Origin of the sequence: Streptomyces paradoxus (genome assembly GCF_014202475.1) — a bacterium.
Taxonomy (GTDB): domain Bacteria; phylum Actinomycetota; class Actinomycetes; order Streptomycetales; family Streptomycetaceae; genus Streptomyces; species Streptomyces paradoxus.
In genome coordinates, this window is record NZ_JACHGV010000003.1 from 872,604 (window position 1) to 898,367 (window position 25,764).

Consider the following 25,764-nt stretch of genomic DNA (forward strand, 5'->3'; position numbering starts at 1 on the left):
GCCCAGGGCGCCGATGGCGCGGGCCTGTGCCTGATCACACGTGTCCGTCAGCGCGGACGCCCGTGGATCTTGTGGCTCCGCTTCGAACTTTACGTCAACTTGGCACAGATGACAGTCCCGGAAGAGTGACAAGAATCCGGCAACCCCGCTCGGATTCGGCCACTCCGATCCGGCCCCCGTGCAGGTCCACCGCCCAGCGGGCGATCGCAAGGCCGAGCCCCGTGCCGCCGTCGCTGCCCGGCCCCTGCGGCCGCTTGGCGCTGCCGCGGTTGAACCGCTCGAAGACGCGGTGCCACTCGGACTTGGGGATGCCGGGGCCCTCGTCCAGGACCTCCAGCTCCAGCGACTCCGGCAGGGAGCCGCGTCGCGCCTTGACCGTCACCCGTCCGTGCGGCGGGCTGTGCTTGACCGCGTTGTCGATGAGGTTGGCGACGACCTGGTGGATGCGCTCCGGGTCCGCGTGCGCGGTCAACTCCGGTGGGTGGACGTCGAGATGCAGATGGACGTCCGTACGGGTGTGGCTGCCCGAGCCGGTGGCGATCCCCGCGCGCACCGAGGCGACCATGTTGGCCTCCTTCAGCACGCCCGACAGGTACGGCCACACCTCGAACCGCCGCTGTTTCAGCGGGACGACGCCGTTGTCCAGGCGCGACAGGTCCAGCAGCGTCTCCACCAGCCGGCCGAGGCGCTCGGTCTGCTTCAGCGCCGTGCGCATGGTCTCCGGGTCGGCCTGCGTGACCCCGTCGACGATGTTCTCCAGCACCGCGCGCAGCCCGGCGATGGGGGTGCGCAGCTCGTGCGAGACGTTCGCCACCAGCTCCTTGCGCTGGCTGTCCTGGGCCTCCAGCTCGTCGGCCATGGCGTTGATCGTCACGGCCAGGTCGCCCAGCTCGTCACGGCGGTTCTCGCGTGTACGGCGGGTGTAGTCGCCCTGCGAGATGGAACGGGCGACAGCGGTCATCTCGTCCAGCGGTGCCGTGAGCGAATGGGCCACGAACTGCGTAATGAGAAGCGTGGCGATCATCGAGAAGACCGTGATGAAGCGCAGCTCCGTCTTGGTGTGCACCGCGATCACCGACAGGCCCGTGGTGATCAGCACCGAGATGACGACCAGCGCGCCCAGCTTGGTCTTGATCGAGAACGGGCTCACCCCGCCCCAGGGGCTGTCCCCGGGGTTTCTCCGTGCGGCCGGCCCGCCGCTCATGGCGTCGGGGTCTCCAGGGCGTAACCCACGCCGTGCACCGTGCGGATCCGCTCGGCGCCGATCTTCCGGCGCAGCGCCTTGATGTGGCTGTCGACCGTGCGGGTGCCGGAGGCGTCCGCCCAGTCCCAGACCTCGGCGAGCAGCTGCTCACGGGAGAGCACCGCGCGCGGGGTGTTGGCCAGGCACACCAGCAGATCGAACTCGGTGGGTGTGAGGTGGACGTCCTCGCTGCGCACCCGGACCCGGCGCTGCGCGTGGTCGATCTCCAGCTCGCCGAGGCGCAGGATGCCGGAGCGGGGAGTGGCCGCCGCGATGGCGGCCCGCTCCACGCGCCGCAACAGCACGTGCACACGCGCCGCCAGCTCGCGCATGGAGAACGGCTTGGTCATGTAGTCGTCGGCGCCGACCCCGAGGCCGACCAGCATGTCGGTCTCGTCGTCGCGCGCGGTGAGCATCATCACCGGCACCGGGCGGGCGGCCTGCACGCGCCGGCAGACCTCCAGACCGTCGAAGCCGGGCAGCATGATGTCGAGGATCAGCAGGTCGGGCTGCCACGCCTCGGCCGTGTCGACAGCTGCCGGGCCGTCACCCGCCGTTTGCACGAGGAACCCCTCGGCGCGCAGGCGGGTCGCGATGGCGTCCACGATCGTCGCGTCGTCCTCGACCACCAGGACCCGGCGCTGTGCGCCCGGAGTAGCCGTCGCTGAACCGTTGTGGGAGGTCTGTGTCTGCTCCATCGCCCGCCCCTGGGGTGTGCTTTCCGGAATCAGTGGGGTGATTCCTTCTGACTGGCTATGCCTGCGCATGGTTGCGATTGACGCTTGAATGATCGGCGTCAGGGGAGCAGCGTACGGGGAGTCAGTACGCCTTTGCTATCCAGGGCTGATGGCGAGGTGCACGACGTCCGGAACGCCCCGGGCAACCGGGATCTCTTCGGTACGCACCTGTTGGAACCCGGCATTCCGCAAGGTTTCCTCGAACTCCTCGGACGGCTGGGCGGACCAGACGGCGAGAACCCCGCCTGGTCTCAACACCCTTGCGCAGCTTGCCAGTCCGGCTTCCCGGTAGAGATTTCCGTTGCCGTCCGTGACGGTCCAGCCCGGTCCGTTGTCGATGTCGAGGCACAGGGCGTCGTACGTGTCGGATGTCTCATTGACGTGAGTGACGAGATCGGCCTCGACGATTTCCGTGCGGGGGTCGCTCAGGGCCCGGGCGGAGAGCGCGCAGAGCGGGCCGTCGCGATGCCATTCGACGATCGCGTGCTCGCGTTCCACCACCGTGATCCGTCCCCAGCGCGGGTCCGCCGCCGCATGGGCGAGGGAGAAGCCGACGCCGAGTCCGCCGATCAGGACGTCGGGACGGTCCCGGCCGGCCAGGGCGTCCAGTGCCGCGTCGACCAGCCGCCGCTCCGAGCGGCCGTCGGAGGTGTCCATCAGGAAACAGCCGTTGGCGATGATCTCCAGCCGGTCGCCGTGCCGGCGCAGCACCACCTCACCGTGCGGCCCCTCGCGGCGGTCCAGGACATCGGGAATGTCGTGCGGGGTAGGCATGGGGGCATCCTGGCAGGGGCGTGGGGCGCCGCGCCCGGCATTTCTCCGGGCCGGGCGGGACGCGGGGCGAAGCTTTCGGGTCGCTGTGAATCCGCTTGCGCGTGGCGCGGATCACAGACGGCGGGGTGCCCGGGACGAAGGCTGGGACCTGACGGAAGGAGGCCCGCCGTGGAACGCACCGCGCCGCCCGGCGAGACGGCCGCACCGGCACCGGCGGGCCCGCCCGCCCCCGACGTGTCGGGACTGCTGGACGGGATGCCGCGGCAGCGGGGCCCCAGCGGGACTGCGGGCGCGGGAGTACGGGAGCCCGTCCCGGCGGCCGTGCCCCGGCTGCGGGCGCTCCGCCCCTGGCGGCTGCTGCCCACCCCCGCGGGAACGCCGTTCACCTTCGGATACGCCGCCCTCCTCTGCCTCACCTCGCTGATCGCCGCCCACGCGAACCCGGCCCTGGTGCACGCGCTGCTCCAAGGGTCCAGCACGGACGTGGCGCACCTGGTGCGCTCGCCGGAACCGGTGCTGATCGGCAGCGCCCTGTGGGTGGCGGGCGGGGTGACCTCGCCCTTCGCCATCGCCTTCGTGCTGGTGCTGACCGCGCTGGAACGGCGGATCGGGGGTCTGCGCACGGCTGGTGTCTTCCTGCTCGGGCACGTCCTCGCCACCCTCGCGACCGAGGTGCCCGTGGGGCTCGCGGTGCTGGCCGGGCACCTCCCCGGCAGCTCCCTGCACCGCCTCGACTACGGCGTCAGCTTCGGTGTCGCCGCCGGCATCGGTGCCCTGGCCGGTCTGCTGCCGCTCTGGCTGCGCCTGCCGCTGCTGACCGGCTTCGGCTGGATACTCCTCCAGGACCTGCTCGCCTTCACCGACCCGATGACGAACTGGGGGCACCTCATCGCCCTGGGCATCGGCATCGCGACCTGGCCGGTGGTCCGGCGGTGGTATGCGGCGCGGCTCGCTCCGGCCGGGAGCTGAGCACGAGGCCCTCAGGTCCGGGTGGCGGCCGACGGCTCGTACTTGGCGCTGGTCAGCGGGGCCACGACCGTCCAGCCCAGCGCCTCGTAGAGCCCCCGGCCCGCGGGCGTCCCGGCCAGGACGCCGGTCCGGGCCCCCTGCCGGACCGCGATGTCCTGCAACGTCCGCACGACGAGGCTGCCCATGCCCTTGCGGCGGTGTCGGGGAGCCGTCTCGATCTGGTCGACGACGGCGGTCTCGCCCGTCGGGGTGATCTGCCCGCGCGCCGCCAGGGACCCGTCCGGCGCGGCCACCATCACCCGGGTCACCCCGCCGCGCGACCAGCTGCGCAGCCGGTAACCCTCGGGGGCGGCCGGAGCGATGCCCGCCGCCAGCGGGACCGTCATCAGACAGCCCGGCTCGGGGTCGATCCACCAGTCGTCGCCCAGCCAGCCGGAGACCACCGACGGGTCCCGGAAGGCCTTCAGCCACACGCCGTGCCCGGTCACGGCACCGGCCACCTTGCGCACGGTCGTCTCGTCGAGGCCGTCGCCCGTCGCGCCGAACACGTGCCGCGTGACGTGCTCCCGCATCCCCATGTCGATGGTCCAGCCCCACGGCTCCGGCATGGGCGGAGCGGCCCCGCGGGACACGACCCATCCGGTCACCCACGCCTGTACGGTCTCGTTCACGCCATCCCCCTGTAATGATCGTAAGGCTAGATCGTCTATTACTCACCGGACCTTACGCGCCCTCCCGTTCCCGGCGTCACGGGTGATCGCTGACAGCGAACGGCGAGTGGGGAACATCCGGGCTCGCCCAAGCATTGAGTCGGCATAGCTCAACTTGACTGCCGAAGGGGAGATCATGGCTTCGACGTCCACACCGCTCACCCTGCCCGTGCTGCCACTCGACGGCGAGGTCGTGCTGCCCGGCATGGTGGTCCCGCTGGACCTGAGCGATTCCGAGGTCCGTGCCGCGGTGGAAGCCGCTCAGGCCGCTGCCCGGTCAACACCCGGAAAGCCCCGGGTACTCCTGGTGCCACGCATCGACGGGACCTACGCGAACACCGGTGTCCTCGGCACCGTCGAGCAGGTCGGCCGGCTCGCCGACGGTGACCCGGGCGCCCTGATCCGCGGCCGGAGCCGGGTGCGCATCGGCGCGGGAACGACCGGCCCCGGCGCCGCGCTCTGGGTCGAGGGAACCCGCGTCGACGAGACCGTGCCGGAGCCGCTGCCCGGTCATCTCCTCGAACTGGTCAAGGAGTACAAGGCCCTCGCCACCGCCTGGCTGCGCAAGCGCGGAGCCTGGCAGGTCGTCGACCGGGTGCAGGCCATCGACGACGTCTCGGCGCTCGCCGACAACTCCGGCTACTCGCCGTTCCTGACCACCGAACAGAAGGTCGAACTGCTGGAGACCACCGACCCGGTGGCCCGGCTCAGGCTCGCCACCCAGCAGCTGCGCGACCACCTCGCCGAGCAGGACGTGGCCGAGACCATCGCCAAGGACGTCCAGGAGGGCGTCGACAAGCAGCAGCGCGAGTTCCTGCTGCGGCGTCAGCTGGAAGCCGTCCGCAAGGAGCTGCGCGAGCTGAACGGCGAGCAGGACGGCGAGGAGTCCGACGACTACCGCGCCCGGGTGGAGGCCGCCGACCTGCCCGAGAAGGTCCGCGAGGCCGCCCTCAAGGAGGTCGACAAGCTGGAGCGGTCCTCCGACCAGTCGCCCGAGGGCTCCTGGATCCGCACCTGGCTCGACACGGTCCTGGAGATGCCGTGGAACGAGCGCACCGAGGACGCCTACGACATCCGGGGCGCCCAGGCCGTCCTGGACGCCGAGCACTCGGGTCTTGAGGACGTGAAGGAGCGGATCACCGAGTACCTGGCCGTGCGCAAGCGGCGTGACGACCGGGGCCTCGGTGTGGTCGGCGGGCGGCGCGGCGGCGCCGTGCTCGCACTGGTCGGGCCGCCCGGCGTCGGCAAGACCAGCCTGGGCGAGTCCGTCGCCCACGCCATGGGCCGCAAGTTCGTGCGCGTCGCCCTCGGCGGTGTGCGCGACGAGGCCGAGATCCGAGGCCACCGGCGCACCTACGTCGGCGCGCTGCCGGGCCGGGTCGTGCGGGCCATCAAGGAGGCCGGGTCGATGAACCCGGTCGTGCTCCTCGACGAGATCGACAAGGTCGGCTCGGACTTCCGGGGCGACCCGGCCGCCGCCCTGCTGGAGGTCCTCGACCCGGCGCAGAACCACACCTTCCGGGACCACTACCTGGAGGTCGAGCTGGACCTGTCGGACGTCGTCTTCCTCGCGACCGCCAACGTGCTGGAGGCGATCCCGGAGGCGCTGGCCGACCGGATGGAGATCGTCCGCCTGGACGGCTACACCGAGGACGAGAAGGTCGTCATCGCCCGAGACCACCTGCTCCCGCGCCAGCTGGAGCGGGCCGGGCTCGACAAGGACGAGGTGACCATCGACGAGAGCGCCCTGCGCAAGCTCGCCGGTGAGTACACGCGCGAGGCGGGCGTGCGCACCCTGGAGCGGTCCGTGGCACGGCTGCTGCGCAAGGTCGCCGCCCAGCACGAACTGGGCGAGCGGAAGCTGCCGTTCACCGTCCGGGACGAGGACCTGCGCGACCTGATCGGCCGGCCGCACCACGTGCCCGAGTCCGCCCAGGACCCGGCCGAGCGGCGGACGTCCGTGCCGGGCGTGGCGACCGGGCTCGCGGTGACCGGAGCGGGGGGTGACGTGCTGTTCGTCGAGGCGTCGCTGGCCGACCCGGAGACGGGAGCGGCCGGACTGACCCTGACCGGTCAGCTGGGCGACGTGATGAAGGAGTCCGCGCAGATCGCGCTGAGCTTCCTGCGCTCCCACGGCGCCGAGCTCGAACTGCCGGTGGCCGACCTGAAGGACCGGGGCGTGCACATCCACTTCCCGGCGGGCGCGGTCCCCAAGGACGGCCCGAGCGCCGGCATCACCATGACGACGGCCCTCGCGTCCCTGCTGTCCGGCCGGCTGGTCCGCACCGACGTGGCGATGACCGGCGAGGTCTCGCTGACCGGGCGGGTCCTGCCGATCGGCGGTGTGAAGCAGAAGCTGCTCGCGGCGCACCGGGCCGGAGTCACCACGGTGATCATCCCCAAGCGCAACGAGCCCGACCTGGACGACGTCCCGGCGGAGGTGCTGGACAAGCTCGACGTCCACGCCGTCACCGACGTCCGCCAGGTCCTGGAGCTGGCGCTCGCGCCCGCCACCGCGGGTGCCGCGCCGGAGGTTCCGGTGGCCGCGTGACGGAGGTCATCGGATGAGGGAGGCCCGGGTTCTCGTGAGGGAGGCCCGGGCCTTCACCCTGTGGTGAGCCTGTGTACGCGTATGCCGTTGACCTGCGGAATACTTGCCGGACTGCGGCGAGGGCGGCAGGTGGCGGAAAATTCCAGTACCGGACTCCCAGAGCCGGGCGACGACCGAGGCAGGGGCTGACGTGCGCGAGGAAGGCAACGACGGACACCGCGACGCCGGTGTGGCCGCGAGCGGTGTGGACCAGCCCGCCTTCCTGGCACTGGAACGCGAGCTGACCGTGTTGCTGCGGCGCGCCCGGGCCAGCCAGGGCGAGATGGCCCGCGAGGTCCACCCCGACCTGGAGTCCTCCGCGTACGGCCTGCTGGTCCGGCTGGACGAGTGCGGGAAGCAGCGGGCCACCGAGCTCGCCGCCTACATCGGGGTCGGCAAGGCGACGATGTCCCGCCAGCTGCGCGCCCTGGAGGAACTCGGACTGGTCGCGCGCGAGCCCGACCCCGCCGACGGACGCGCGTGGCTGGTCGCCCTCACCCAGGAGGGCCACGACCGCGTCCGCCGGGTCCGGGAAGCCCGCCGCGCCCGGTACGCGGGCCGCCTGGCCGACTGGGACTCCCGCGAGGTCACGGAACTGGCCCGGCTGCTGAACCAGCTCAACCGGGGCATGGAGAAGTAGGCCGGGGCAGCCGCTCAGAACTGGACGTAGACCGCCGTCGCGTCGTCGTGCCGCTTGCTCCGGCCCAGGGACGTCGCGGCGGTGTCCGACCGCTCCAGCGTCCGGACGCGGTCCACCAGGGCCTGCGGGCCCTCCTTGCGGATCAGCCGGAAGCAGTCCGTCCAGTCGCCCTCCCCGAACCGATCCACCCAGCGGGAGGCGCCGTCCGTCAGCGCGGCCAGGGCGCGGACCCCGTCCCGGGGCACGGTTCCGGTCACCGCCCGGGCCGCCACCGAGGGGTCGGCCGCCGCCGTGAAGAAGCCGCCCTCCCGGTTGCGGAGCGTGGAGTCCACCAGCGCGTCCGTCGCCAGCGCCGAGCGGGGGAGCAGGGCCAGCCGGTCGTCGAGGACCGGTGTCACCACGCCGTCCGGGGACTCCAGGAGAAGGGCCGAGTCGGACAGGACCAGGTACTCCACGGTGTCCGGATTCCATCGGGTCACGACCACCGTGGCCTGAGGGGTTCGAGGGTGAGAAAGGTCACAGGTTGCTGCGTGCGCCTCGGAGGTACGCGCGATGGCGCGGGACAGGGCGTCGACGAGGGGAACATCCGGGAGTGAAACGGTCAGTTCGGTCAGTGCGCCGCCGAGGCGCGCCGTGAACCAGGGGACGGAATGCAGACAGCCCGTCCCGGTCCTCGGCGGCGTGACCCCGTCCAGGACGACGACCGAACCGCCTTGTCCCGAGGCCGGTAGCCCGACGCCGGCGAAGTCCTCGTTGGGGCGGTCGGCGTCTCCCGGCTCCGAGGCGAGTTCAGTACGCATCCAGCCAGTCTGCACGAGCCCTTCACAAGGTCCGCGAAAGGCCGCCAATGGTCGCCGTATCGGCGCAGCCGCGCAGGTCAGACGCCGGGTTTGGGCTGGAATGATTTGTTCCGGGAAGGCGTGGTGGCGAATACTGCCACCGGCCGTCGCCGTCGTCCAACCGGCGTGCCGCGCAAGGTCGCTGCATGGGCCTGCGGAACTTGCCCCTCAACTCCGGTCCGAGGTTCACTCCTTCGGGTGGCGGGTCAGGTGATGCGCGTGCGCTGCCCACCGGCGCTGGGAGGGTCGGGAAGTGTACCGGGAAGTACGCACCAGTTGACGGAGCGTCATCCGGGCCCAAGGGTTCACGAGTCAGGAATGCGAGCACCGGTGCAGAAGACGCGGCCTCGTCGCACAGGCAAGCAGACGGCCCCCGTTCAGGGCGCTGAGCCGACGACCCCCACCGGCAAGGGACGCCCCACCCACGTACGCAACCGGCTGATCGTGGCCGTGGCCGTGGTCGCCGCGGCCATCGCCGGGGCCGGCGCGCCCTCCGTCCTCGCCGCCTCCGGGCAACTCCACGACTCCCAGGAGCTGGTGACGCTCGCGGAGCAGACGCAGGACGCCCTCGCCCTCGCGCACTCCCTCGCCGACGAGCGGGACGACGTCACCTCCTACATCGCCGCCGGGCGCCCCAAGTCCAAGGCTCCCACCGAGCAGCACAGCGCCCGGGTGGACCGGCAGGTCGAGGAGCTGCGCTCCGACACCGACACGCCCGCCTCGCTGCGCTCCGACCTCGACGACATAGCGGCCGTGCGCAGGGCGGCGCTCACCGGCAAGAGCAGCGCCCTCGAAGCGCACCAGGCGTACTCCGCCGCCATCACCGAACTCCACCGGCTCGCCGAGCAGCTGGCGCAGCAGACACCGCCGCGCGCCGGCTCCGGCTCCTACGCGCTGGCCGAGCTGGACTCCGCCGTCCAGCAGGCCGCCTCGGCCCGCGGGCTGCTGCTCGCCGCGCTGAGCGTGCCGCGCAGCACCGAGACGGTCATCGACCCCGTCACCGGCCTGCCGACCGAGACCTCCGCCTCCTCGGACGAGGACACCCGCCAGCGCGACGCCCTGAGCGCCGCCGCCCAGCAGGCCCGGCTGCGCTCCGACGCCGCCCTGGCCGATTTCCGCGGCACCGCGCCCAAGCCGGCCCGCGCCTCCTTCGACTCCACGGTCACCGGCACCGAGGTCAACTCCGCCGACAAGTACCTCGCCACCCTGACCGACCAGCCGACGCTCTCCCGCAGCGACCTCGTCACCAGCACCAAGAGGCTGGACGCGGCCCTTTCCGCCCGCGTCGACCTGATGCGGGGAGTCGAGTCGGCCCTCTACGACCGCCGCACCAAGGACCTCGAGGCGCTGCGCGACGACGACGTCACCGCGCTGGAGATCCGCGTCGCCGTCCTCGGTGCCCTCATGCTGCTCGCCGTGGGCGTCGCCACGGGCATGGCCCGCAGCCTCACCCGGCCGCTCGCGGTCCTGCGCCTGGGGTCGAAGCGCCTCGCCGAGGCCGAGGACCCGGCGGCCGAGGAGCCGGTGAAGTTCACCGGCCGCAACGACGAGTTCGCCCAGGCCGTCCGCTCCGTCAACGCCCTGCACGCGCACGCCGCCGCCCTCACCGAGCGGATCACCACGCTGGAGTCCGACCGCAAGCACCTGGTCGGCCAGCGCCAGAAGATGGCCGACGCGCGCGAGGAACTGCGCGGCGAACTCGCCGAGTCCGCCGCCCAGCTGGAGCGGCTGCGCACGGCCATCGGCGGCACGTTCGTCAACCTCGCACTGCGCACCCTCGGACTGGTCGAGCGGCAACTGGCCGTCATCGAGAACCTGGAGGAGCGCGAGCAGGACCCGGACCGGCTCGCCACGCTGTTCAAGCTCGACCACTTCGCCACGGTCATGCGTCGGCACAGCGAGAACCTGCTGGTCCTCGCCGGTACCGAGCACGTCCAGCACGCCGCCGGGCCCGTGCCGCTGGTGGACGTCGTCCGCGCCGCGGTCAGCGAGATCGAGCGGTACGAGCGGGTCAGGATCGCCGCGCTGCCGCCGCACGCGCACATCGCCGGGTTCGCCGCGGACGACCTCTCCCACCTGCTGGCCGAACTCATGGAGAACGCCACCTCGTTCTCCCCGCCCGACCTGCCCGTCGAGATCTCCGGCTGGCTGCTGGAGAACGGCGAGGTCATGCTCTCCGTCCAGGACGAGGGCATCGGCATGGCCGAGGACCGGCTGGAGCGCCTCAACTCCCGCCTCACCGACTTCGACCCCGAGGCGCCCTACGACCAGGAGGGCGAGGACGGCCTCGGCCTCGGCCTGTACGTCGTGGCCCGCCTCGCCCACCGCCACGGCGTGCGCGTCCAGTTGCGGGAGCAGAAGCAGGGCGGTGTCGCGGCCGTCGTCGTCCTGCCGCGCACGCTCCTCGCCGCCGCCCCGGCCGTGGCCGTCCCGGCCTCCGGCCCCCTCTCCGGCACGGCGCACTCCGTCTCCTTCCCGGGCGCCGATGCCGAGGCCAACTCCAACGTCCTGCCCGGCCGCACGGCCGGCGACGACCCGCTGGTGGCCTTGGCGGAGAAGGCGGTACGCCAGGACGAAGCCGCGGAGTCCGTGGCGACGCCCGACTCGGAACCGACCGCGGCGACGGGGGCGACGGGGGCAGCCGAGGCGGCACCCGCCGACCCGGCCGCGCCGGCCGAACCGGCGACCTCCGTCGACCCGTCCGCGCACGACAGCCTGGCCGCCCCCGCGGACCCGGCGGCGCCAACTGACGCGGTCGCGGCCCCGATCGACCCCGCCGAACGGCCGGCGTCCGCCGAGCTGCCCGCCGAACCGGCGACGCCGACCAGGCCGTCGGCCCCCACCGACCTGGCTGCGCCCGCCGAGCCGGAGTCGCCCGCCGAACCGCCCGTGCCCGCCAAATCGGCCGTACACGCCGACCCGCCCACGCCCGCCGACCCGCCGGTATCCGCCGAGCCGGACGGCATCGCGGCGGCACCCGTGGAATCCCCCGCGGAGACCACGATGGAGCTGCTGATCCCCGTGCAGCCGGGGGAGTCGGACCCGGTCGGGCGGGAACCCGTGGCCGGTGACGGCGAGTCCCGCCCGCACGGGCCGCCCGTGCCCGACGCGGACGACAGCCCCGAGCACGAACGCGCGCCCGACGAGGAGGAGGACCGCGTCACCGACAAGGGCCTCCCCAAGCGCACCCCGAAGATCACCGCACAGACCACCGCCCCGCGCCAGCGCAGCGGCTCCGTCGACGCCGACGCCCTGCGCCGCCGTCTCGGCGGGTTCCGCCAGGGCGCCCAGGCCGGCTACCGCGAGGTGGAGGCGGAGATCGCCGAGCGGACGGCCTCGCACCAGAGGCCGGCCACCGGCGCTGCAGGACCAGCTGGATCCGGAGAATCCACGGGGGGCACAGTCGAGGAGGCAAGCAGTTGACCGCGCCCAGTACCTTCGGACTGATCGGACTGAGCAGTGAGGCCCGCAACCTGCACTGGCTGCTCACCAACCTCGTCGAGGAGGTACCCGGCATCCTCTCCGTCGCGGTCGTCTCCTCCGACGGACTACTCCTGCTCTCCTCCGACGACCACCGCAACAAGGAGGCGAGGGAGGCCCTGCAGGCCCGCGGGACCAAGCGGACCGGCCCACGCGGCTCCGCCGCCGACCTGGCCACCATCGTCTCCGGCATCGGCAGCCTCACCATCGGCGCCGCCCGGCTGATGGACTTCGGCGGGGTCCGGCACACGATGGTCGCGATGGACGAGGGCAGCCTGTTCGTGATGTCGATCAGCGACGGCTCGCTGCTCGGCGTCCACGGCTCCGCGGACTGCGACATGAGCGTCGTGGCGTACCACATGGCCCTGTTCGTCGGCCGCGCCGGCCACGTGCTGACGCCCGAACTCCGCAGCGAGCTCCGTAAATCCCTGGAGGATTCCCAGACGGCGGGGAGTGCCCGATGAGCAGTAAACCGAAGCAGCACCTGCCCGTCCGCGGCGGCGACCGCAAACCCGCCCGGGTCCGCCCCTACTCGCTCACCGGCGGCCGCACCCGCTTCGGCCACGTCCTCCTCGTGGAGACGTTCGTGGCGAGCACGGCCGCGCTCGACGCCCCCGAGGAGCGCAAGGAACTGACGAACGGCCACCTCTCCACCCGCGTGATGCCGGAGCTGCGGGCCATCGTCGAACTGTGCCGCCGGATGCGTACGGTGGCCGAGATCGCCGCGCTGCTGAAGATGCCGCTCGGCGTGGTCCGCGTGCTCCTCAGCGACCTCGCGGACCAGGGAAAGATCCGTGTGTACGGAACGGGCACCGGCCACGGCACGGGCCGCCCGGACCGGGCTCTGCTGGAAAGGGTGCTGAGTGGACTCCGTCGTCTCTGACGCCGCTCACGGCGTCGCTGGTTCATCTCAGTTCGTCCAGCCGGACGACAGCATGCACGCCTGGGAGACGGACCGCACCCGTGCCCCCATAGCCACGAAGATCGTGGTGGCGGGCGGCTTCGGCGTGGGCAAGACCACGCTGGTCACCGCCGTCTCGGAGATCACGCCCCTGCAGACCGAGGCGCTGATGACAGAGGCGAGCGAGGCGACCGACGACCTCACCGCCACCCCGGGCAAGACCACCACCACCGTCGCCATGGACTTCGGGCGCATCACGCTCGACGACGACCTGGTGCTCTACCTGTTCGGCACGCCGGGCCAGCAGCGGTTCTGGTTCATGTGGGACGACATCGTGCGCGGCGCGATCGGCGCCGTCGTGCTGGCCGACACCCGCCGCCTGAAGGACTGCTTCCCGGTCCTGGACTACTTCGAGAGCTCCGGGCTGCCGTACGTGGTCGCGGTCAACCACTTCGACGGCAGCGAGCTGTTCGAGCCGGAGGACGTGCGGGAGGCCCTGACCATCCCGCGGCACATACCTGTCATGATCATGGACGCGCGTCGCCGGATCTCCGTGATCGAGACCCTCCTGGCCCTCGTGGGCCACGCGCTCGACGAAACCCCCGAGTAGAGGAAAGCCCGCATGCGGAAGATACTCGTCGTCGGAGCCGGTCAGTCCGGGCTCCAGATCGCCCTCGGCCTCCAGTCACAGGGGTACGAGGTCACCCTGATGTCCAACCGGACGGCGGACGAGATCCGCACCGGCCGGGTCATGTCGACGCAGTGCATGTTCCACACGGCCCTGCAGCACGAGCGCGACCTCCAGCTGAACTTCTGGGAGTCCCAGGCCCCGAAGATCGAAGGACTCGGCGTCTCGGTCGCCGCCCCCGGCTCCTGGGCCGAAGGCCCCTCCGCCCGCGCCATCGACTGGCTGGGCAGGCTCGACGGCTTCGCCCAGTCCGTCGACCAGCGCGTGAAGATGGCCGGCTGGATGGAGACGTTCGCCCAGCGCGGCGGCCAGCTCGTCATCCACGGCGCGGCCGTCGGCGACCTCGACTACTTCTCCCGCACCTACGACCTGGTACTCGTCGCGGCCGGCAAGGGCGAGCTGGTCCAGATGTTCGGCCGCGACGCGGAGCGCTCCCCGTACGCCGAGCCGCAGCGCGCGCTGGCCGTGTCGTACGTCCACGGCCTCGGCCCGCGCCCCGAGCACCCGGACACCGAAGCGGTCCGCTGCAACCTCGTGCCGGGCGTCGGCGAACTGTTCGTCATGCCCACCCTGACCACCTCCGGCCGCGCCGACATCCTGTTCTGGGAGGGCATACCCGGCGGCCCGCTCGACGCCTTCAACGGCGTCAAGGACCCCGCGGAGCACCTCTCCCTGACCCTGGAACTCATGGAGCGGTACGTCCCCTGGGAGTACGCGCGGGCCACCAAGGTCGAACTGACCGACGCCGGCGGCACCCTGGCCGGGCGCTACGCCCCCACCGTCCGCAACCCGATCGGCCGCCTCCCCGGCGGCGGGCTCGTGCTGGGCGTGGCGGACGTCGTCGTGGCGAACGACCCGATCACCGGGCAGGGCTCCAACTCGGCGTCCAAGTGCGCCGCCGCCTACCTCGCCTCGATCACCGAGCACGGCGACAAGCCGTTCGACGAGGAGTGGATGCGCGCCACCTTCGACCGCTACTGGAACACCGCCCAGCACGTCACCAAGTGGACCAACGCGATGCTCGCGCCGCCGCCGGAGCACATCCTGAACCTCATCGGCGCCGCCGGTGAGCTCCAGCCGGTAGCCGACCGCTTCGCCAACGGTTTCGACACCCCGGCCGACTTCGAGAACTTCTTCTACGACCCGGCCAAGACCGGGGCCTACCTGGCCGAGGTGTCCGGCGCGGGCGCCGCGTAACCCTCGTAGCCCTCGTCCGACCCGTCCGTGGCACCCTCGGGGAGCTCCGGCGGCACGTACCGCCGCAGGGGCTTCCCGTCCGGGTCCGGGCGTACGGCGCCCAGAACGGGGTTGGCCGCGATCGGTGAGACCTTCACCTTCGCGCCCGGACGGGGCGCCTGCACCACCCTGCCGTCCCCGAGGTACAGCGCCGTGTGCGTGGCCTTCTCGAAGTACACGACCAGGTCGCCGGGGCGCAGCTCGTGCAGCGGGATCCGCTCCAGCCGCTTCCACTGTTCCTGGCTGGTCCGGGGGATGGGCACCCCGGCCTCGGCCCAGGCCCGTGAGGTCAGCCCCGAGCAGTCGTACGTCCTCGGGCCCTCCGCGCCCCACTCGTACGGCTTGCCGAGCTGGCGCACGGCGTAGCGCACGGCCCTGCGGCCCTCGGCCGACGGGGCACGGACGCCGCCGCTGCTCCGCCTGCTCCCGCGGTTCTTGCCGTCGCCGCCGCTGTCGTCGCCGTCGTCACCGTTGCGTTCGCTGCTCAGCGCGCCGGACGCCATGAACTCCTTCTGCGCCTTGGCGATGCCGTTCCGCTCGAACTCGGCGAGGTCGGTGAGCTGGTCGCGGCTGAGGGAGGCGAGCAGCTTCTCGACGTCGTGCAGCCGGGCGCGGACCTCGTCCCGCTCCTTCTTGCGCCGCTCGGTGAGGGCGAGCTGCCGGTCGAGGGCCGTGCGGGACTTGCGGGCCAGCTCGCGGGCCGTGCGCTCGCTGGTGGTCAGCCGGCCGACGGTGCCGGCCCGCTCCCGGGCGAGCCGGCCGATCACATGACCCTGCTCGATCGCGTGCTGGGGGTCGCGGGCCAGGAGCAGGCGCACGTAGGGGGAGATGTCGGTGCTGCTCTGGTACTGCTGCCGGGCCAGCCGGCCGGCCGCGCCCCGGCTGTCGTGCAGGGAGAGCCGGGCGCGGGCGAGGGCGCGGTCCAGGCGGTCGGTCTCGGCCCGCTGCTTCTTCAGCTTCTCCTCGGTGGCGTTGTAGGCCTCGGTGGCCTCCTCGGCCTTCCTGTACAGCCCCTGAAGATCCGTCAGGAGCTCGGCGATCTCGTGCTGTTCCGTGTCCGGCCCGGGAGCGGCCGTGGCCGGGACGGGGGCCAGGACGGTTCCGGCCGCCGTCGCCGCGACGCAGACCAGCCGCAGGAGCTTTCCTGACATGCCATCACCTCCGGTGCGAGGGCGGCGTGGTGCCGCCGGACATCGTGAGGATCAGGCGTGTGCGGGCGGTGCGCGCGGCGGGTGTGCGCGGTTCGGCGCAACGGGGTCACCCGTCGGCGTCGTCCGGCTTGCCGCGCGGCGTGGCGTCTGGCTTCGACCACGGCCAGTTGAGCCGGCGGGGCGGGACGCCCTGCGGGGCGTACTCGTACTTCCAGCGGTTGGACAGGCCGACCCGGCCCGGCCCCCGGGGGACGCGGCGGTAGACGAGCACGGTGTCCGGCCCGCCGTCCGGGTCCGGGACGGGGATGCGGTACGTCTTGGGCGGGTGGCCGGTGATCCCGAGGAGGACGGGCAGGACCCTGCCGTCCATCGGGCCGCCCTCGAAGGGGGTCTCTTCGCTCTTCACGGGATCAGTGTCAGACATCCTCGGCGAGCGCCCGGACCAGGGCGTCGGTCTGCGGGTCGCGGCGGGCGGTCACGGTCAGCATCGCCACGAACTGCTCGACGAGCCAGTCGCGGAGCTCCTCGGCGGGGGGCTGCTTGTCCTCGTCGAGCCAGATCAGCGACGACGCCTCCACCGCGGTGATCCACATGCGGATGGTCATGCGCAGGCTGGGCCCGGGGCCGGTGACGCCCAGGTGGCTGAGGATGTGCTCGGCGGCGACGCGGCGGACGCCGTCGACGATGGCGGTGGTGCGGGAGGTCTCGACGACGCTGCCGCCCTGGAGGAGGGCGCTGAAGCCGGTGTCGTGCTCGTCGACGAAGGTGAGGTAGCGGTCGAGGGCGCGGGACAGGCGGGGGAGGAGGGGACCTTCGCGGGGTTCGTCGAAACAGTGCTGGAGCTCGTCGGCGGCGGACCGCAGGGCGGCCTCGTAGAGCTGCTGCTTGCCGCCCGGGAAGTACCGGTACACCAGGGGCCGCGAGACCCCGGCCGCCTCCGCCACGTCGTCGAGGGACACCTCCTCCGGGGCGCGGTGGGCGAAGAGGTCCAGCGCGGAGGTGAGCAGCTGACTGCGGCGTTCCTCGACGCTGAGTCGCCGGTAGGCGGGGGTGGGGGCGGCTGGTGTCATGCCTCGCAGCGTAATCGGGGGGCCGGGGTGTGCGCCCCTACGCCAGCAGCCCCGACGACTTCCACAGCCGTCGTCCGACCCCCCGCAGCACCCCGATGTCGTCGAGGAAGTCGGTCAGCCGCCTGGAGCCGTTCTGCATGACCTCCCGGCGGTGGCCGCTCGCGCGGACCTGGGCGAGGGCCTCCCGCTTGTCCAGGCCCACGTTCGTGTAGACGTCGGGGTTCACGAACGCCACCGAGAAGACGCGGGCGAACTCGCCGGAGGTGATGCGGGTGAACTCCTGGGACCACTTGGGCGCGGTCACCATCTGGCGGCGGAGTTCCTCACGGGCATAGCGGACGTGGCGGGCCTCCTCCACGACGTGGATGCGGGTGACGCCGCGGACCAGGGTCTGGACGCGCTCGTCGGGGAACGTCAGCCGCTGCATCCAGTCCAGGACCTCCTCGCCGAGCAGGGTCGCCGTGAAGGAACCGGGGGTGGTGGAGATGGTCTTGAACAGGCGGCCGAGCTGCTGGTGCGCGCGGCTGACCGGGTACCAGGGCGTGTCGCCCTGGGCGATCAGCCGGGCGAACATCTTGGAGTGCCGGCACTCGTCCTCGATCTCGGTGAGTGCGTAGCGGACGTGCGCGCTCGTGGCCGCCTTGTCGTAGATGTGCCGCACCAGCAGCTGCATGAGGATGATCTCGAACCAGATGCCGAGCGAGGCCAGGGCCGCCGCCTCGTGCTGGGAGAGCAGGATCCGCTGCTCCTCGCCCATCCGCTTCCACAGCGGAGTGTCGTAGAGCGACACCAGCTCCGGCGGCCAGAACCACTTGCCCTCCTCGAAGGGCGCGTCCCAGTCCAGTTCCTTGTCCGGGTCGAAGGAATGCTTGGCGGAGGAGTCGAGCAGCCGCTGGGCCACCTGCTCCCGGTCCTTCAGCAGGCCGAGGGCATCGCGCAGGCCGTCGAGCGCATCGGCTTCCGTCAGGGTCGTCATGGCTGCCCACCTCGTTGTGCACACGTCACTGATGCACTTATGAGACTGCTTGTCAGCAAGCCAGTCAATCCCCTGCGCGCCACTTGTTGACCCGGTGTCTACCTCGGGTGCGCCCGCGCACTCGTCAGAGCGCGCAGCCCAGCCCCTCCGGCACCTCGCCGATCAGCGGTTCGGCCCCCTGGGGCGGGAACTGCGTCCGCAGGGTGAAGGCATACGGCGTCGGGCCGTGGGTGCGGATGTGCAGGAGGCGGGATTCCGCCTCGGCCACGGTCGGGCGGTGGCCGGCCGGCACCCACCACAGGGTCACCATGGCCTCCTCCACCCGCTCGAACCACTCGCGGCGTCGGGCGAGCATCTCCCGGTGCCTGCCCTGGTACATGTACGCCGTCAGCGAGTCGGCGTCGCGCCACACCGACATGTTGAGGATCAGCCAGGAATCGCCGAAGACGGGCACGTCCGTGGCGTTGCCGCTGTCGCTCTGCAGGCGCCACACGAAACCGTCGGCCGCGTCGGCGTCGGCGTTCACCGGGTCCAGGGCGTCGACGAAGTCCTTCAACTGCGGTGAGTCCAGCGGGGCCTTCAGGCGGGCGATGTTGACCTCGGCGAGTTCGTACGCGGTAGTGGGCTCAGTCATGTACCGAACGTTAGGTAGGGAACTTCCCGGCCGGTAGCCCCGTCTCACCAACCGGGCAGCCGTCAGGGCGACTTGAGCACCGCCCTCATCACCGCCCGCGCGATCGGCGCCGCGTCACCGCCCCCGCTGATGTCCCCGCGCCTCGCCTCCGCGTCCTCCACGACGACCGCGACCGCCACCCGGGCCGCCAGGTCGCGGTCGCCCTGCGCCCAGGAGACGAACCAGGCGTACGGCGTCCCGGAGTTGCCGAGGCCGTGCTGGGCGGTGCCGGTCTTGCCGCCGACCTTGGCGCCGCGGATGGCGGCATTGCGTCCGCCGCCGTTCTCGACCACGTCCCGCATCATCGCCCGCAGCCGGACGGCGGTGGACGGGTACATCGCCTGGCGGACCGCCCGCGAGCCGGCCGCCGCGAGGGTGCCGCCGCCCGGCCGGGTCGTGCGCTCCACCAGATACGGGTCCCGCACCTGGCCGCCGTTCGCCACGGCCGCCGCGACCATCGCCATCTGCAGCGGCGTGGCGCGGGTGTTGTACTGGCCGATCGACGACAGGGCCAGCTGGGCCTTGTCCAGGGTGGTGTCGAAAGTGGACCGGGCCACCGGGAAGGGGATCCGCAGCCCCCCGTTGCCGAACCCGAGGGCGTACGCCGTGGCCGTCATGTCCGGCACGCCCACCTCCACACCGAGCTTGGCGAACACCGTGTTGCAGGAGAGCGTGAAGGCCTCGCGCAAGGAGGCGTCCGCGCAGCCCTTCGACGCGTTGGTCAGGCGCGTCCGCGTCCCGGGCAGCCGGTAGGGGTCGGGGGAGTCGGTCGGCGCTTCGAGGTCCGTGACCACACCGGTGTCCAGCGCGGCGGCCGCGGTGACGACCTTGAAGGTCGAACCCGGCGGGTACGTCTGCCGCACCGCCCGGTTGAGCATCGGGCGGTCCTTGTCCGCGTTGAGTCGCGCCCAGGCCCGGGCCGCGGCCGAGCCGTTGCCGGACAGCGGCTGGGGGTCGTAGGACGGGGCGGACACCAGGGCCAGGATCCGGCCGGTCGACGGCTCCAGCGCCGCCACCGCGCCCTTGCGGCCCGCGAGCCCCTTGAAGGCGGCCTCCTGCGCGGCTGGGTGGAGGGTCGTGACGACGTCTCCGCCGGCGTTGCGCGCCCGCGTGAAGTCGTTCCACAGCGGGAACGGCGCCAGCATCGGATCCGCGCCGGACAGCACGCCGTCCTCGGTGCTCTCCAGCAGCGTCGTTCCGTAGAGCTGGGAGGCGAAGCCGGTGACCGGGGCGTACAGCGGGCCGTCGGTGTAGGTCCGTTCGTAGCGCAGGTGCTCGCGGGTGTCCCTGGAGCCGGTGACGCGCCGCCCGCCGACCAGGATGTCCCCGCGCGGCTGCTCGTAGCGGGTGATGTCGGGGCGCCGGTTGCCCGGGTTGCGGTCGTAGGAGGGTGCCTGGACGACCTGGACGCGGGCCGCGTTCAGCAGCAGCGCCACCAGCAGCAGGACGCAGAAGTACCCGGCGTGCCGGATGTGCCGGGTCACCGGGCGTCCTGCCCGTCGCAGCCGCGCCGGGCCGAGTCGCTCACCCGGACCAGCAGCGCCACGATCGCCCAGTTGGTGACCACCGACGAGCCGCCCTGCGCCAGAAACGGCATCGCCATCCCGGTCAGCGGGATCAGCCCGGTCACCCCGCCCGCGATCACGAACACCTGGAGTGCCACCAGCGAGGCGAGGCCGACCGCGAGCAGCCGGCCGAAGGGCTCGCGCTGGGCGAGGCCCGCACGGAAGCCGCGCTCCACCAGCAGGCCGTAGAGGAGGAAGACGGCGCCGATGCCGGCCAGGCCGAGCTCCTCGCCCGCGGTGGCCAGGATGAAGTCCGACTTCACGGCGAAGCCGATGAGGTACGAGTGGCCGAGTCCGAGGCCCGCGCCGAGCAGGCCGCCCTCCGCGAAGGCGAACAGCGACTGGGCGAGCTGGTTCGCGCCCTCGCCCGCCTCGATGGAGGCGAAGGGGTGCAGCCAGGTCTCGATCCTGCTGTGCACGTGCGGCTCCAGTCGGCCCACGGCGACCGCGCCCAGCGCCGCCAGCAGCAGGCCGACCGCGATCCAGCCGGTGCGGCCGGTGGCGACGTAGAGGAGCACCACGAACAGGCCGAAGAACAGCAGCGAGGTGCCGAGGTCGCGCTCCAGGATCAGCACGCCCACGCTCACCAGCCAGACGGCGACGATCGGGCCGAGGACGCGGCCGGTGGGGAGCTGGAGCTTCCAGACGCGGCGGCCGGTGTAGGCGAGCGCGTTGCGGTTCGCCGCCAGGTACGCGGCGAAGAACACCACCAGCAGCACCTTCGCGAACTCGCCCGGCTGGATGGAGAACCCGGCGATCCGGATCCAGATGCGGGCCCCGTTCACCGCCGGGAACAGGATCGGCAGCGTGAGCAGGACCAGGGCCGCGACCACGCAGACGTACGTGTACCGCTGGAGCACCCGGTGGTCGCGCAGCAGCAGCACGACCAGGATGAACAGCGCCACGCCCAGCGTCGACCACACCAGCTGGGCGGGTGCCGCCCGGTCGCCCGGGGTCTCCAGGTCGAGCCGGTAGATCAGCACCAGGCCCAGTCCGTTGAGCAGCACCCCGATGGGCAGGAGCAGCGGGTCGGCGTACGGGGCCCGCAGGCGTACCGCCAGATGGGCCAGCAGCGCCAGGACGCCGAGCCCGGCGCCGTAGCCGGCGGCGCCGGGCGGGAGCGTTCCGTGCCGGGCGAGGCCCACGGCGCAGTAGCCGTACACCGACAGCAGGACGGCCAGCACGATGAGGGCGAGTTCGATGCCCCGGCGCCGGGGGAGGCGGCTGACGGCGGGCGTGGGCGGGTCCGCTGTCGCCACGGTGCTTCCGGCCTTGCTCATGTCCGGAACCTACCCAAACAGTGCTTCTTGTGTGCCTTTGGGTGACCGAGTGTCAGCACCAGCGTGGCGCGGGGCCGATGTTGTCGATGTACCGGGCCGCGCCCCAGGCCCAAGTGCCGTCCGTCAGCAGGTACCAGAGCGGATTGCCCTGCACGGTCTCGCCGCCCGTCTTGCAGAAGATGCTGACGACGTCGCCCCGGTGGGCGAACCGGATGATCTGCGAACCGCGGTTCGGGGCGCTGCGCAGCGCCAGCGTGTCCGCCGTGACGACGCCCTCGTAGAGGCGCTGGTCGGGGTGGCCGTTGCCGCCGTTCCCGCCGCTGCCGTCCCCCAAGCCGCCGTTCCCGCCACTGGGGTCTTGCTGGCTGCTGCCGTTGCCGCCGCTCGGGTCCCAGTCGTCGTGCGCGGCGGCGGGCGTGACGGCGGCCGCGGCGGCGAGGAGCCCGGCGGCGGTGGCTATGGAGAGACGGGTGCGCAGGGACATGGGGGTTACCTCCATGCGGGGGCGAGGGTGCCGAAGCTGACTTATCGCCACATTAGGAGCGCCCAGAAGGTGTCGCCCCTCACGCTGGGCCATAGGAGAACGCGCCCGGGGCCCTCACTCCGCCGCCAGCTTCAGGGTGGCCACGGCCCCGCCCTCGGGCGCGTTCGCGAACTCCAGCCGCGCCCCCAGCACCTCGGCCTGCCCCCGCGCGATGGTCAGCCCCAGCCCGTGCCCCCGCGTACCGCCCTCCGTGCGGAACCGCTGGGGCCCGTGGGCCACCAGGTACTCCGGGAACCCGTCCCCGTGGTCGCGCACGGTCACCACCGGGCCGTCCACGGTCAGCACCACCGGCGCCCGCCCGTGCTTGTGAGCGTTCGCCACGAGGTTTCCCAGCACCCGCTCCAGCCGCCGCCGGTCCGTCTCCACGGACACGTCCCGCACGACCCTGACCTCGGTGCCGTTCCCCGCCGCCCGCACCGCCCGCTCGGCCAGCGGACCCAGCCGCTCGGTGTCCAGCTCCACCCGCTCCCGGCCGGTGTCCAGCCGGGAGATCTCCAGCAGATCCTCGGTGAGCGTGCGCAGCGCCGCGACCCGGTCGCGGACCAGTTCCGTCGGGCGGCCCGGCGGCAGCAGTTCGGCCGCGGCGTGCAGCCCGGTCAGCGGCGTGCGCAGCTCATGCGCGACATCCGCCGTGAACCGCTGCTCGGCGAGCAGCTTGCCCTGGAGCGAGGCCGCCATGGAGTCCAGGGCGGCGGCGACCGCGGCCACCTCGTCCTGCGGGCCGGCCTTCGCGCGCGGGCCCGTGCGCGAGCCTGTACGGCGGCCTGTACGGGGGCCTATACCGGGACCTGTGCGGGGGTCGTTCACGCGCGCGTCCAGGTCGCCCGCGCTGATCCGCCGCGCGACCAGCGCCGTGGTGTGCAGCCGCCGCGTCACCCGCGTCACCGCGAACGCCCCGACCAGCAGCGTCGCCCCGATCGCCAGGCCCGAGGACCACAGGATCGCCCGGTCCAGGCCCTCGATCGTGCGGGCCTGCTGCGAGTAGTCGACCGCGACGGCCAGCGCGCGCTCGCCGTCTACGGGACCCGCCGCCCACATCGTGGGGCGTCCCTCGCGCTCGGCGACCATCGTGCCGCGGTCCCCGGCCACCGCCAGCTCCCGCAGCTCCCCGGGCAGCTCCGGCGGATCCACCCCGGCGCCCCGCCACAGCGTGTCCCCGGCCTCGTACCGCTCCGTCGCCTGCGTCAGCCGCTGCAGCGCCTGGTCGCGGGCCTGGCCGACGGTCTGGTTCGTCACCTGCACGTGCACCAGGACGCCGAGCAGGGCCGCCAGAGCGCAGCACATGACCGTGATGAAGGCGGCGGCCTTCGCGGCGAGGGTCCCGGACCACGGGGGCAGCACGGACCTCATCCGCCGCTCACCGAGACGGAGGCGGACGGAGAGAGGGACGGGGCGGCGGTGGGGGAGGCCGACGGCTGCCGGGAGTGCTTGCGCGGGCCCGTGCGCAGCATCTCGTCGTGGGTGAGCAGCATGGCCTGCTGGTCCCGGTCCCAGGTCCACTGCAGGCGGTACTCGTAACCCGCGACCTCCGACGGCGAGCGGATCACCAGGGAGCGCCCGGCCAGCTCGACGCCGCTGAGCGCGTCCTCCCACGCCATCACCTGCACCAGCCGGTGCTTCTCCACGGTGTAGACGCGGACCGCGGTCGTCTTGCCGGGCAGTAGCGGAAAGCCCAGCGTCAGGTCGTCGCGCCCGTCGCCGGTCAGATCCCGGTAGTACGGCCTGAGCACCGGGCACCTCCCGTGCCCCGGGCCGTTCGCGCAATCGGCCATCCTGCGCTTGGTGTCGCGGTAGGGCGCCTTGCCACCGTCGTAGTCCCCGGGGTGCCGGGCGATCTCGGCCCGGACGATGCCGACCGGGTCCACCCGGCGGATGTCGTCGCCGGGGACCTCCACCCCCTTGACCACCTCGGTGTTCACCTCGCCGATCTCGAAGGCCGGGCTGGACGCCGGGGTCAGCTCAGGCCAGAGCCGGGCCGGTCCCCGCGCCGTCGGGGTCGACCCCGCGCCCTCCAGCCCCCCGGCGTCCCCGCAGCCCACGGCGGCGGCCAGCAGCAGGGCGAAGACGGCGAGACGGCGGGCGGCCTGTCCGGGGCGGCTGAGGGGCACTGCACTCCTGGCGTTCGTGGGCGATGACACGGGCGGACGCGACCGTCGGCCGCGTACACCTTATTCGTAGGGAAGTCCCATTTGCGCGAGAGGGCGGCCTGAGGTGTGCGGTCGCGGGCGGGAAGCCGTACGGGTGCCGGGCTACTCGGTGAGCTCCTCCAGCAGCCGGGCCGTGGCCAGCCCGGCCCGCAGGTACTCGACGAACAGGTCGTTGTGCAGCGCCCAGGGCGAGCGCCGGTCCCGGATCAGCCGGATCGCCGCCTCGGCGGAGCTGCCCTGGCGCATCAGCGCGTGCGCCACGACCAGACCGGAGCGGTTGTACCCGTGGTAACAGCGGACGAGGACCCTGCGGCCCTCGCCCATCGCCTCGCACGCCGCCTCGGCCAGCCGGATCACCCCGGCGAGCTGCGTCCCGTCCAGCGGCCCGTCGGGGATGGGCCACACATGGTGCCGGACACCGGGATCGGGCCCGTGCCCCGGCAGCCGCAGCAGCGTCTGCACGAGATCGAACTCGTTCCGTACGACGGCGAACTCCAGGTGCCCCAAGGCCCCGGTGTACTCGTGACCGCCCATCCAGAGCCCGGGGACGACCTCGCTCCACGGTCTCTCCGGCGCGGGCACGTCGGGTTTACTGCGGGTACGCAACGGCGCCTCCCCACGCTCACCGCCCGGGGGTTCGCGGGCAGGCCCAACTCCTCTCCAAGGTAACCGGGTTCTTGCCCCAGCAGCACCCCGCCTGTTCCCATGGACTGGGGTGATGGTGCATGAACGGACTGCGCGTCATACCGACCTGGCGGCACGGCCGGGAACGGCTGTACGTCTGCCTCCCGGACGGCAGGAACATCGCCTGGTACGACCGTGAGGCCGCCCGGGTGAACCTGCTCGCGCAGGACCGCGAGGACGACGTCCTGCGGGCCCTCGGCCCCTTCATCACCGGCTCCGTGACCGTGGGGCCGCCTCCGGTGCCGACCCCCGCCGACCTGGTCCGCCTCGCCCTCCACCCCGACGACGACCTGGCCCCCAACCGCCCCGGCGAGGCCCTCATCGTCGCCCTCGACCGCGACCCCGGCCCCACCCACCGGCTGCGCCCCGACCCGCGCCGCCGGGCCCTGGCCGCCGAGCAGACGGTCGGCGACGCCCTGGACCGCCTCGACGGCGCCGGCTGGCACGCCCTGCACTCCGTGCCACTCCCCGGCGGCGACCGCATCCACCACCTGCTGATCGGCCCTGGCGGCCTCTACGCAGTCCACACCCTGAACGCCCGCAAGCAGCGCGTCCGCATCGCCGACCCCATGATCACCCTGGGCCGCCGCGACCCCGACCCGCTCCTGCGCCGCCTGCGCACCGACGCCGACCGCGCGTCCTACGCCCTGACGGCGGAGGTCCGCCCGGTCCTCGCCCTGGTGGACCCGGCGTCGGTGTCGATCCCGGCCGCCCCCCGGGAGGTCCACGTCCTGACGGCCCCGGAGGTGGAGGGCCTGTCCCAGCGGGGCGGGGTCCTGAAACCGGCGGACGTGGAGGCCCTGCACGCGATGGCCCGCGACCGGAACACGTGGGCGCGGGTGTGAGGGACGCGACCGGAACACGTGG

General features: G+C 72.6%; 25 protein-coding genes. 9 read left to right on the plus strand and 16 right to left on the minus strand.

Features of this window, described 5'->3' with window-relative positions:
* Positions 1–94 precede the first annotated feature (94 nt).
* The 3 genes from HNR57_RS13755 to HNR57_RS13765 all read right to left on the minus strand — a co-directional run bounded on the left by HNR57_RS13755 (position 95) and on the right by HNR57_RS13765 (position 2,754).
* Positions 95–1,204, minus strand: a complete 1,110-nt coding sequence (locus HNR57_RS13755) for a HAMP domain-containing sensor histidine kinase (protein ID WP_184560107.1) — start codon at positions 1,202–1,204, stop codon at positions 95–97.
* Positions 1,201–1,941 carry a response regulator transcription factor gene (locus HNR57_RS13760; RefSeq protein WP_030851757.1) on the minus strand — a complete coding sequence of 247 codons (741 nt, stop codon included), beginning with the start codon at positions 1,939–1,941 and terminating at the stop codon, positions 1,201–1,203. The genes HNR57_RS13755 and HNR57_RS13760 overlap by 4 nt, the downstream gene beginning before the upstream one ends.
* A 135-nt stretch (positions 1,942–2,076) precedes the next feature.
* A complete protein-coding gene (locus tag HNR57_RS13765; RefSeq protein WP_184560108.1) occupies positions 2,077–2,754 on the minus strand; it encodes a spermine/spermidine synthase domain-containing protein in 678 nt (225 codons plus the stop codon).
* A gap of 168 nt (positions 2,755–2,922) precedes the next feature.
* On the opposite strand from HNR57_RS13765, the gene HNR57_RS13770 reads away from it, so the two are divergent.
* Positions 2,923–3,723, plus strand: a complete 801-nt coding sequence (locus HNR57_RS13770) for a rhomboid-like protein (RefSeq protein ID WP_184560110.1) — start codon at positions 2,923–2,925, stop codon at positions 3,721–3,723.
* 11 nt (positions 3,724–3,734) lie between these two features.
* Here the strand turns inward: HNR57_RS13770 and HNR57_RS13775 are convergent, their stop codons facing one another.
* Positions 3,735–4,394, minus strand: coding sequence for a GNAT family N-acetyltransferase (locus HNR57_RS13775; protein ID WP_184560112.1), 660 nt, complete (start codon positions 4,392–4,394; stop codon positions 3,735–3,737).
* Between the two features lie 175 nt (positions 4,395–4,569).
* Between HNR57_RS13775 and lon the strand changes: the two genes are divergently transcribed.
* Positions 4,570–6,984 (plus strand): endopeptidase La, encoded by a 2,415-nt coding sequence (lon, locus tag HNR57_RS13780; protein WP_184560114.1) that lies wholly within the window; start codon positions 4,570–4,572, stop codon positions 6,982–6,984.
* Between the two features lie 190 nt (positions 6,985–7,174).
* Positions 7,175–7,663, plus strand: coding sequence for a MarR family winged helix-turn-helix transcriptional regulator (locus tag HNR57_RS13785; protein WP_184560116.1), 489 nt, complete (start codon positions 7,175–7,177; stop codon positions 7,661–7,663).
* Between the two features lie 14 nt (positions 7,664–7,677).
* Here HNR57_RS13785 and HNR57_RS13790 read toward each other — a convergent pair whose 3' ends face one another.
* Complete coding sequence (locus HNR57_RS13790; protein ID WP_184560118.1) at positions 7,678–8,463, minus strand: protein phosphatase 2C domain-containing protein; 786 nt, start codon at positions 8,461–8,463, stop codon at positions 7,678–7,680.
* A 369-nt stretch (positions 8,464–8,832) separates the two neighbouring features.
* Here HNR57_RS13790 and HNR57_RS13795 point away from each other — a divergent pair, with 369 nt between their 5' ends.
* From HNR57_RS13795 to HNR57_RS13815, 5 genes are read left to right on the plus strand one after another with little or no spacing between them, the layout of a single operon-like run.
* Complete coding sequence (locus tag HNR57_RS13795; protein ID WP_184560120.1) at positions 8,833–11,925, plus strand: sensor histidine kinase; 3,093 nt, start codon at positions 8,833–8,835, stop codon at positions 11,923–11,925.
* Positions 11,922–12,446 (plus strand): roadblock/LC7 domain-containing protein, encoded by a 525-nt coding sequence (locus tag HNR57_RS13800; RefSeq protein ID WP_184560122.1) that lies wholly within the window; start codon positions 11,922–11,924, stop codon positions 12,444–12,446. Before HNR57_RS13795 ends, HNR57_RS13800 begins: the two co-directional genes overlap by 4 nt.
* Positions 12,443–12,865, plus strand: coding sequence for a DUF742 domain-containing protein (locus HNR57_RS13805; protein WP_184560124.1), 423 nt, complete (start codon positions 12,443–12,445; stop codon positions 12,863–12,865). Before HNR57_RS13800 ends, HNR57_RS13805 begins: the two co-directional genes overlap by 4 nt.
* Positions 12,846–13,493, plus strand: a complete 648-nt coding sequence (locus HNR57_RS13810) for a GTP-binding protein (RefSeq protein ID WP_184560125.1) — start codon at positions 12,846–12,848, stop codon at positions 13,491–13,493. The genes HNR57_RS13805 and HNR57_RS13810 overlap by 20 nt, the downstream gene beginning before the upstream one ends.
* Positions 13,494–13,505: 12 nt before the next feature.
* Complete coding sequence (locus HNR57_RS13815; protein WP_184560127.1) at positions 13,506–14,768, plus strand: styrene monooxygenase/indole monooxygenase family protein; 1,263 nt, start codon at positions 13,506–13,508, stop codon at positions 14,766–14,768.
* On the opposite strand, the gene HNR57_RS13820 is transcribed toward HNR57_RS13815, so the two are convergent.
* The 11 genes from HNR57_RS13820 to HNR57_RS13870 form a co-directional block, all read right to left on the minus strand.
* Positions 14,732–15,958, minus strand: coding sequence for a C40 family peptidase (locus HNR57_RS13820; RefSeq protein WP_184560128.1), 1,227 nt, complete (start codon positions 15,956–15,958; stop codon positions 14,732–14,734). The genes HNR57_RS13815 and HNR57_RS13820 overlap by 37 nt on opposite strands.
* A 106-nt stretch (positions 15,959–16,064) precedes the next feature.
* Positions 16,065–16,364 carry a DUF8847 domain-containing protein gene (locus HNR57_RS13825; protein ID WP_184560129.1) on the minus strand — a complete coding sequence of 100 codons (300 nt, stop codon included), beginning with the start codon at positions 16,362–16,364 and terminating at the stop codon, positions 16,065–16,067.
* Between the two features lie 10 nt (positions 16,365–16,374).
* Positions 16,375–17,028 (minus strand): TetR/AcrR family transcriptional regulator, encoded by a 654-nt coding sequence (locus HNR57_RS13830; RefSeq protein WP_184560131.1) that lies wholly within the window; start codon positions 17,026–17,028, stop codon positions 16,375–16,377.
* 37 nt (positions 17,029–17,065) lie between these two features.
* Complete coding sequence (locus HNR57_RS13835; RefSeq protein WP_184560133.1) at positions 17,066–18,004, minus strand: AurF N-oxygenase family protein; 939 nt, start codon at positions 18,002–18,004, stop codon at positions 17,066–17,068.
* Positions 18,005–18,128: 124 nt separating this feature from the next.
* Positions 18,129–18,638, minus strand: coding sequence for a DUF3291 domain-containing protein (locus HNR57_RS13840; protein WP_184560134.1), 510 nt, complete (start codon positions 18,636–18,638; stop codon positions 18,129–18,131).
* A 62-nt stretch (positions 18,639–18,700) separates the two neighbouring features.
* A complete protein-coding gene (locus HNR57_RS13845; protein WP_184560135.1) occupies positions 18,701–20,161 on the minus strand; it encodes a penicillin-binding transpeptidase domain-containing protein in 1,461 nt (486 codons plus the stop codon).
* The gene (locus tag HNR57_RS13850) at positions 20,158–21,522 is read right to left on the minus strand and encodes an FtsW/RodA/SpoVE family cell cycle protein (protein ID WP_184560136.1); all 1,365 of its coding nucleotides are present in this window, start codon (positions 21,520–21,522) and stop codon (positions 20,158–20,160) included. Before HNR57_RS13850 ends, HNR57_RS13845 begins: the two co-directional genes overlap by 4 nt.
* Before the next feature lie 52 nt (positions 21,523–21,574).
* Complete coding sequence (locus HNR57_RS13855; protein WP_184560137.1) at positions 21,575–22,006, minus strand: SH3 domain-containing protein; 432 nt, start codon at positions 22,004–22,006, stop codon at positions 21,575–21,577.
* A gap of 114 nt (positions 22,007–22,120) precedes the next feature.
* A complete protein-coding gene (locus HNR57_RS13860) occupies positions 22,121–23,416 on the minus strand; it encodes an ATP-binding protein (RefSeq protein WP_184560138.1) in 1,296 nt (431 codons plus the stop codon).
* Positions 23,413–24,174, minus strand: coding sequence for a hypothetical protein (locus HNR57_RS13865; protein WP_184560139.1), 762 nt, complete (start codon positions 24,172–24,174; stop codon positions 23,413–23,415). The genes HNR57_RS13860 and HNR57_RS13865 overlap by 4 nt, the downstream gene beginning before the upstream one ends.
* A 141-nt stretch (positions 24,175–24,315) precedes the next feature.
* Positions 24,316–24,819: a protein-tyrosine phosphatase family protein gene (locus HNR57_RS13870; protein ID WP_221342384.1), complete on the minus strand. Its 504-nt coding sequence runs from the start codon at positions 24,817–24,819 to the stop codon at positions 24,316–24,318.
* Positions 24,820–24,938: 119 nt separating this feature from the next.
* Between HNR57_RS13870 and HNR57_RS13875 the strand changes: the two genes are divergently transcribed.
* Positions 24,939–25,742 (plus strand): nuclease-related domain-containing protein, encoded by an 804-nt coding sequence (locus tag HNR57_RS13875; protein WP_184560140.1) that lies wholly within the window; start codon positions 24,939–24,941, stop codon positions 25,740–25,742.
* The last annotated feature ends 22 nt before the right edge of the window (positions 25,743–25,764 follow it).

Coding starts and splice junctions, on each gene's coding strand:
- HNR57_RS13755 (WP_184560107.1), bottom strand. CDS start 1,204: ATGAGCGGCGGGCCGGCCGCACGGAGAAACCCCGGGGACAGCCCCTGG.
- HNR57_RS13760 (WP_030851757.1), bottom strand. CDS start 1,941: ATGGAGCAGACACAGACCTCCCACAACGGTTCAGCGACGGCTACTCCG.
- HNR57_RS13820 (WP_184560128.1), bottom strand. CDS start 15,958: ATGTCAGGAAAGCTCCTGCGGCTGGTCTGCGTCGCGGCGACGGCGGCC.
- HNR57_RS13765 (WP_184560108.1), bottom strand. CDS start 2,754: ATGCCTACCCCGCACGACATTCCCGATGTCCTGGACCGCCGCGAGGGG.
- HNR57_RS13835 (WP_184560133.1), bottom strand. CDS start 18,004: ATGACGACCCTGACGGAAGCCGATGCGCTCGACGGCCTGCGCGATGCC.
- HNR57_RS13830 (WP_184560131.1), bottom strand. CDS start 17,028: ATGACACCAGCCGCCCCCACCCCCGCCTACCGGCGACTCAGCGTCGAG.
- HNR57_RS13850 (WP_184560136.1), bottom strand. CDS start 21,522: ATGAGCAAGGCCGGAAGCACCGTGGCGACAGCGGACCCGCCCACGCCC.
- HNR57_RS13860 (WP_184560138.1), bottom strand. CDS start 23,416: ATGAGGTCCGTGCTGCCCCCGTGGTCCGGGACCCTCGCCGCGAAGGCC.
- HNR57_RS13815 (WP_184560127.1), top strand. CDS start 13,506: ATGCGGAAGATACTCGTCGTCGGAGCCGGTCAGTCCGGGCTCCAGATC.
- HNR57_RS13855 (WP_184560137.1), bottom strand. CDS start 22,006: ATGTCCCTGCGCACCCGTCTCTCCATAGCCACCGCCGCCGGGCTCCTC.
- HNR57_RS13790 (WP_184560118.1), bottom strand. CDS start 8,463: ATGCGTACTGAACTCGCCTCGGAGCCGGGAGACGCCGACCGCCCCAAC.
- HNR57_RS13805 (WP_184560124.1), top strand. CDS start 12,443: ATGAGCAGTAAACCGAAGCAGCACCTGCCCGTCCGCGGCGGCGACCGC.
- HNR57_RS13875 (WP_184560140.1), top strand. CDS start 24,939: ATGAACGGACTGCGCGTCATACCGACCTGGCGGCACGGCCGGGAACGG.
- lon (WP_184560114.1), top strand. CDS start 4,570: ATGGCTTCGACGTCCACACCGCTCACCCTGCCCGTGCTGCCACTCGAC.
- HNR57_RS13840 (WP_184560134.1), bottom strand. CDS start 18,638: ATGACTGAGCCCACTACCGCGTACGAACTCGCCGAGGTCAACATCGCC.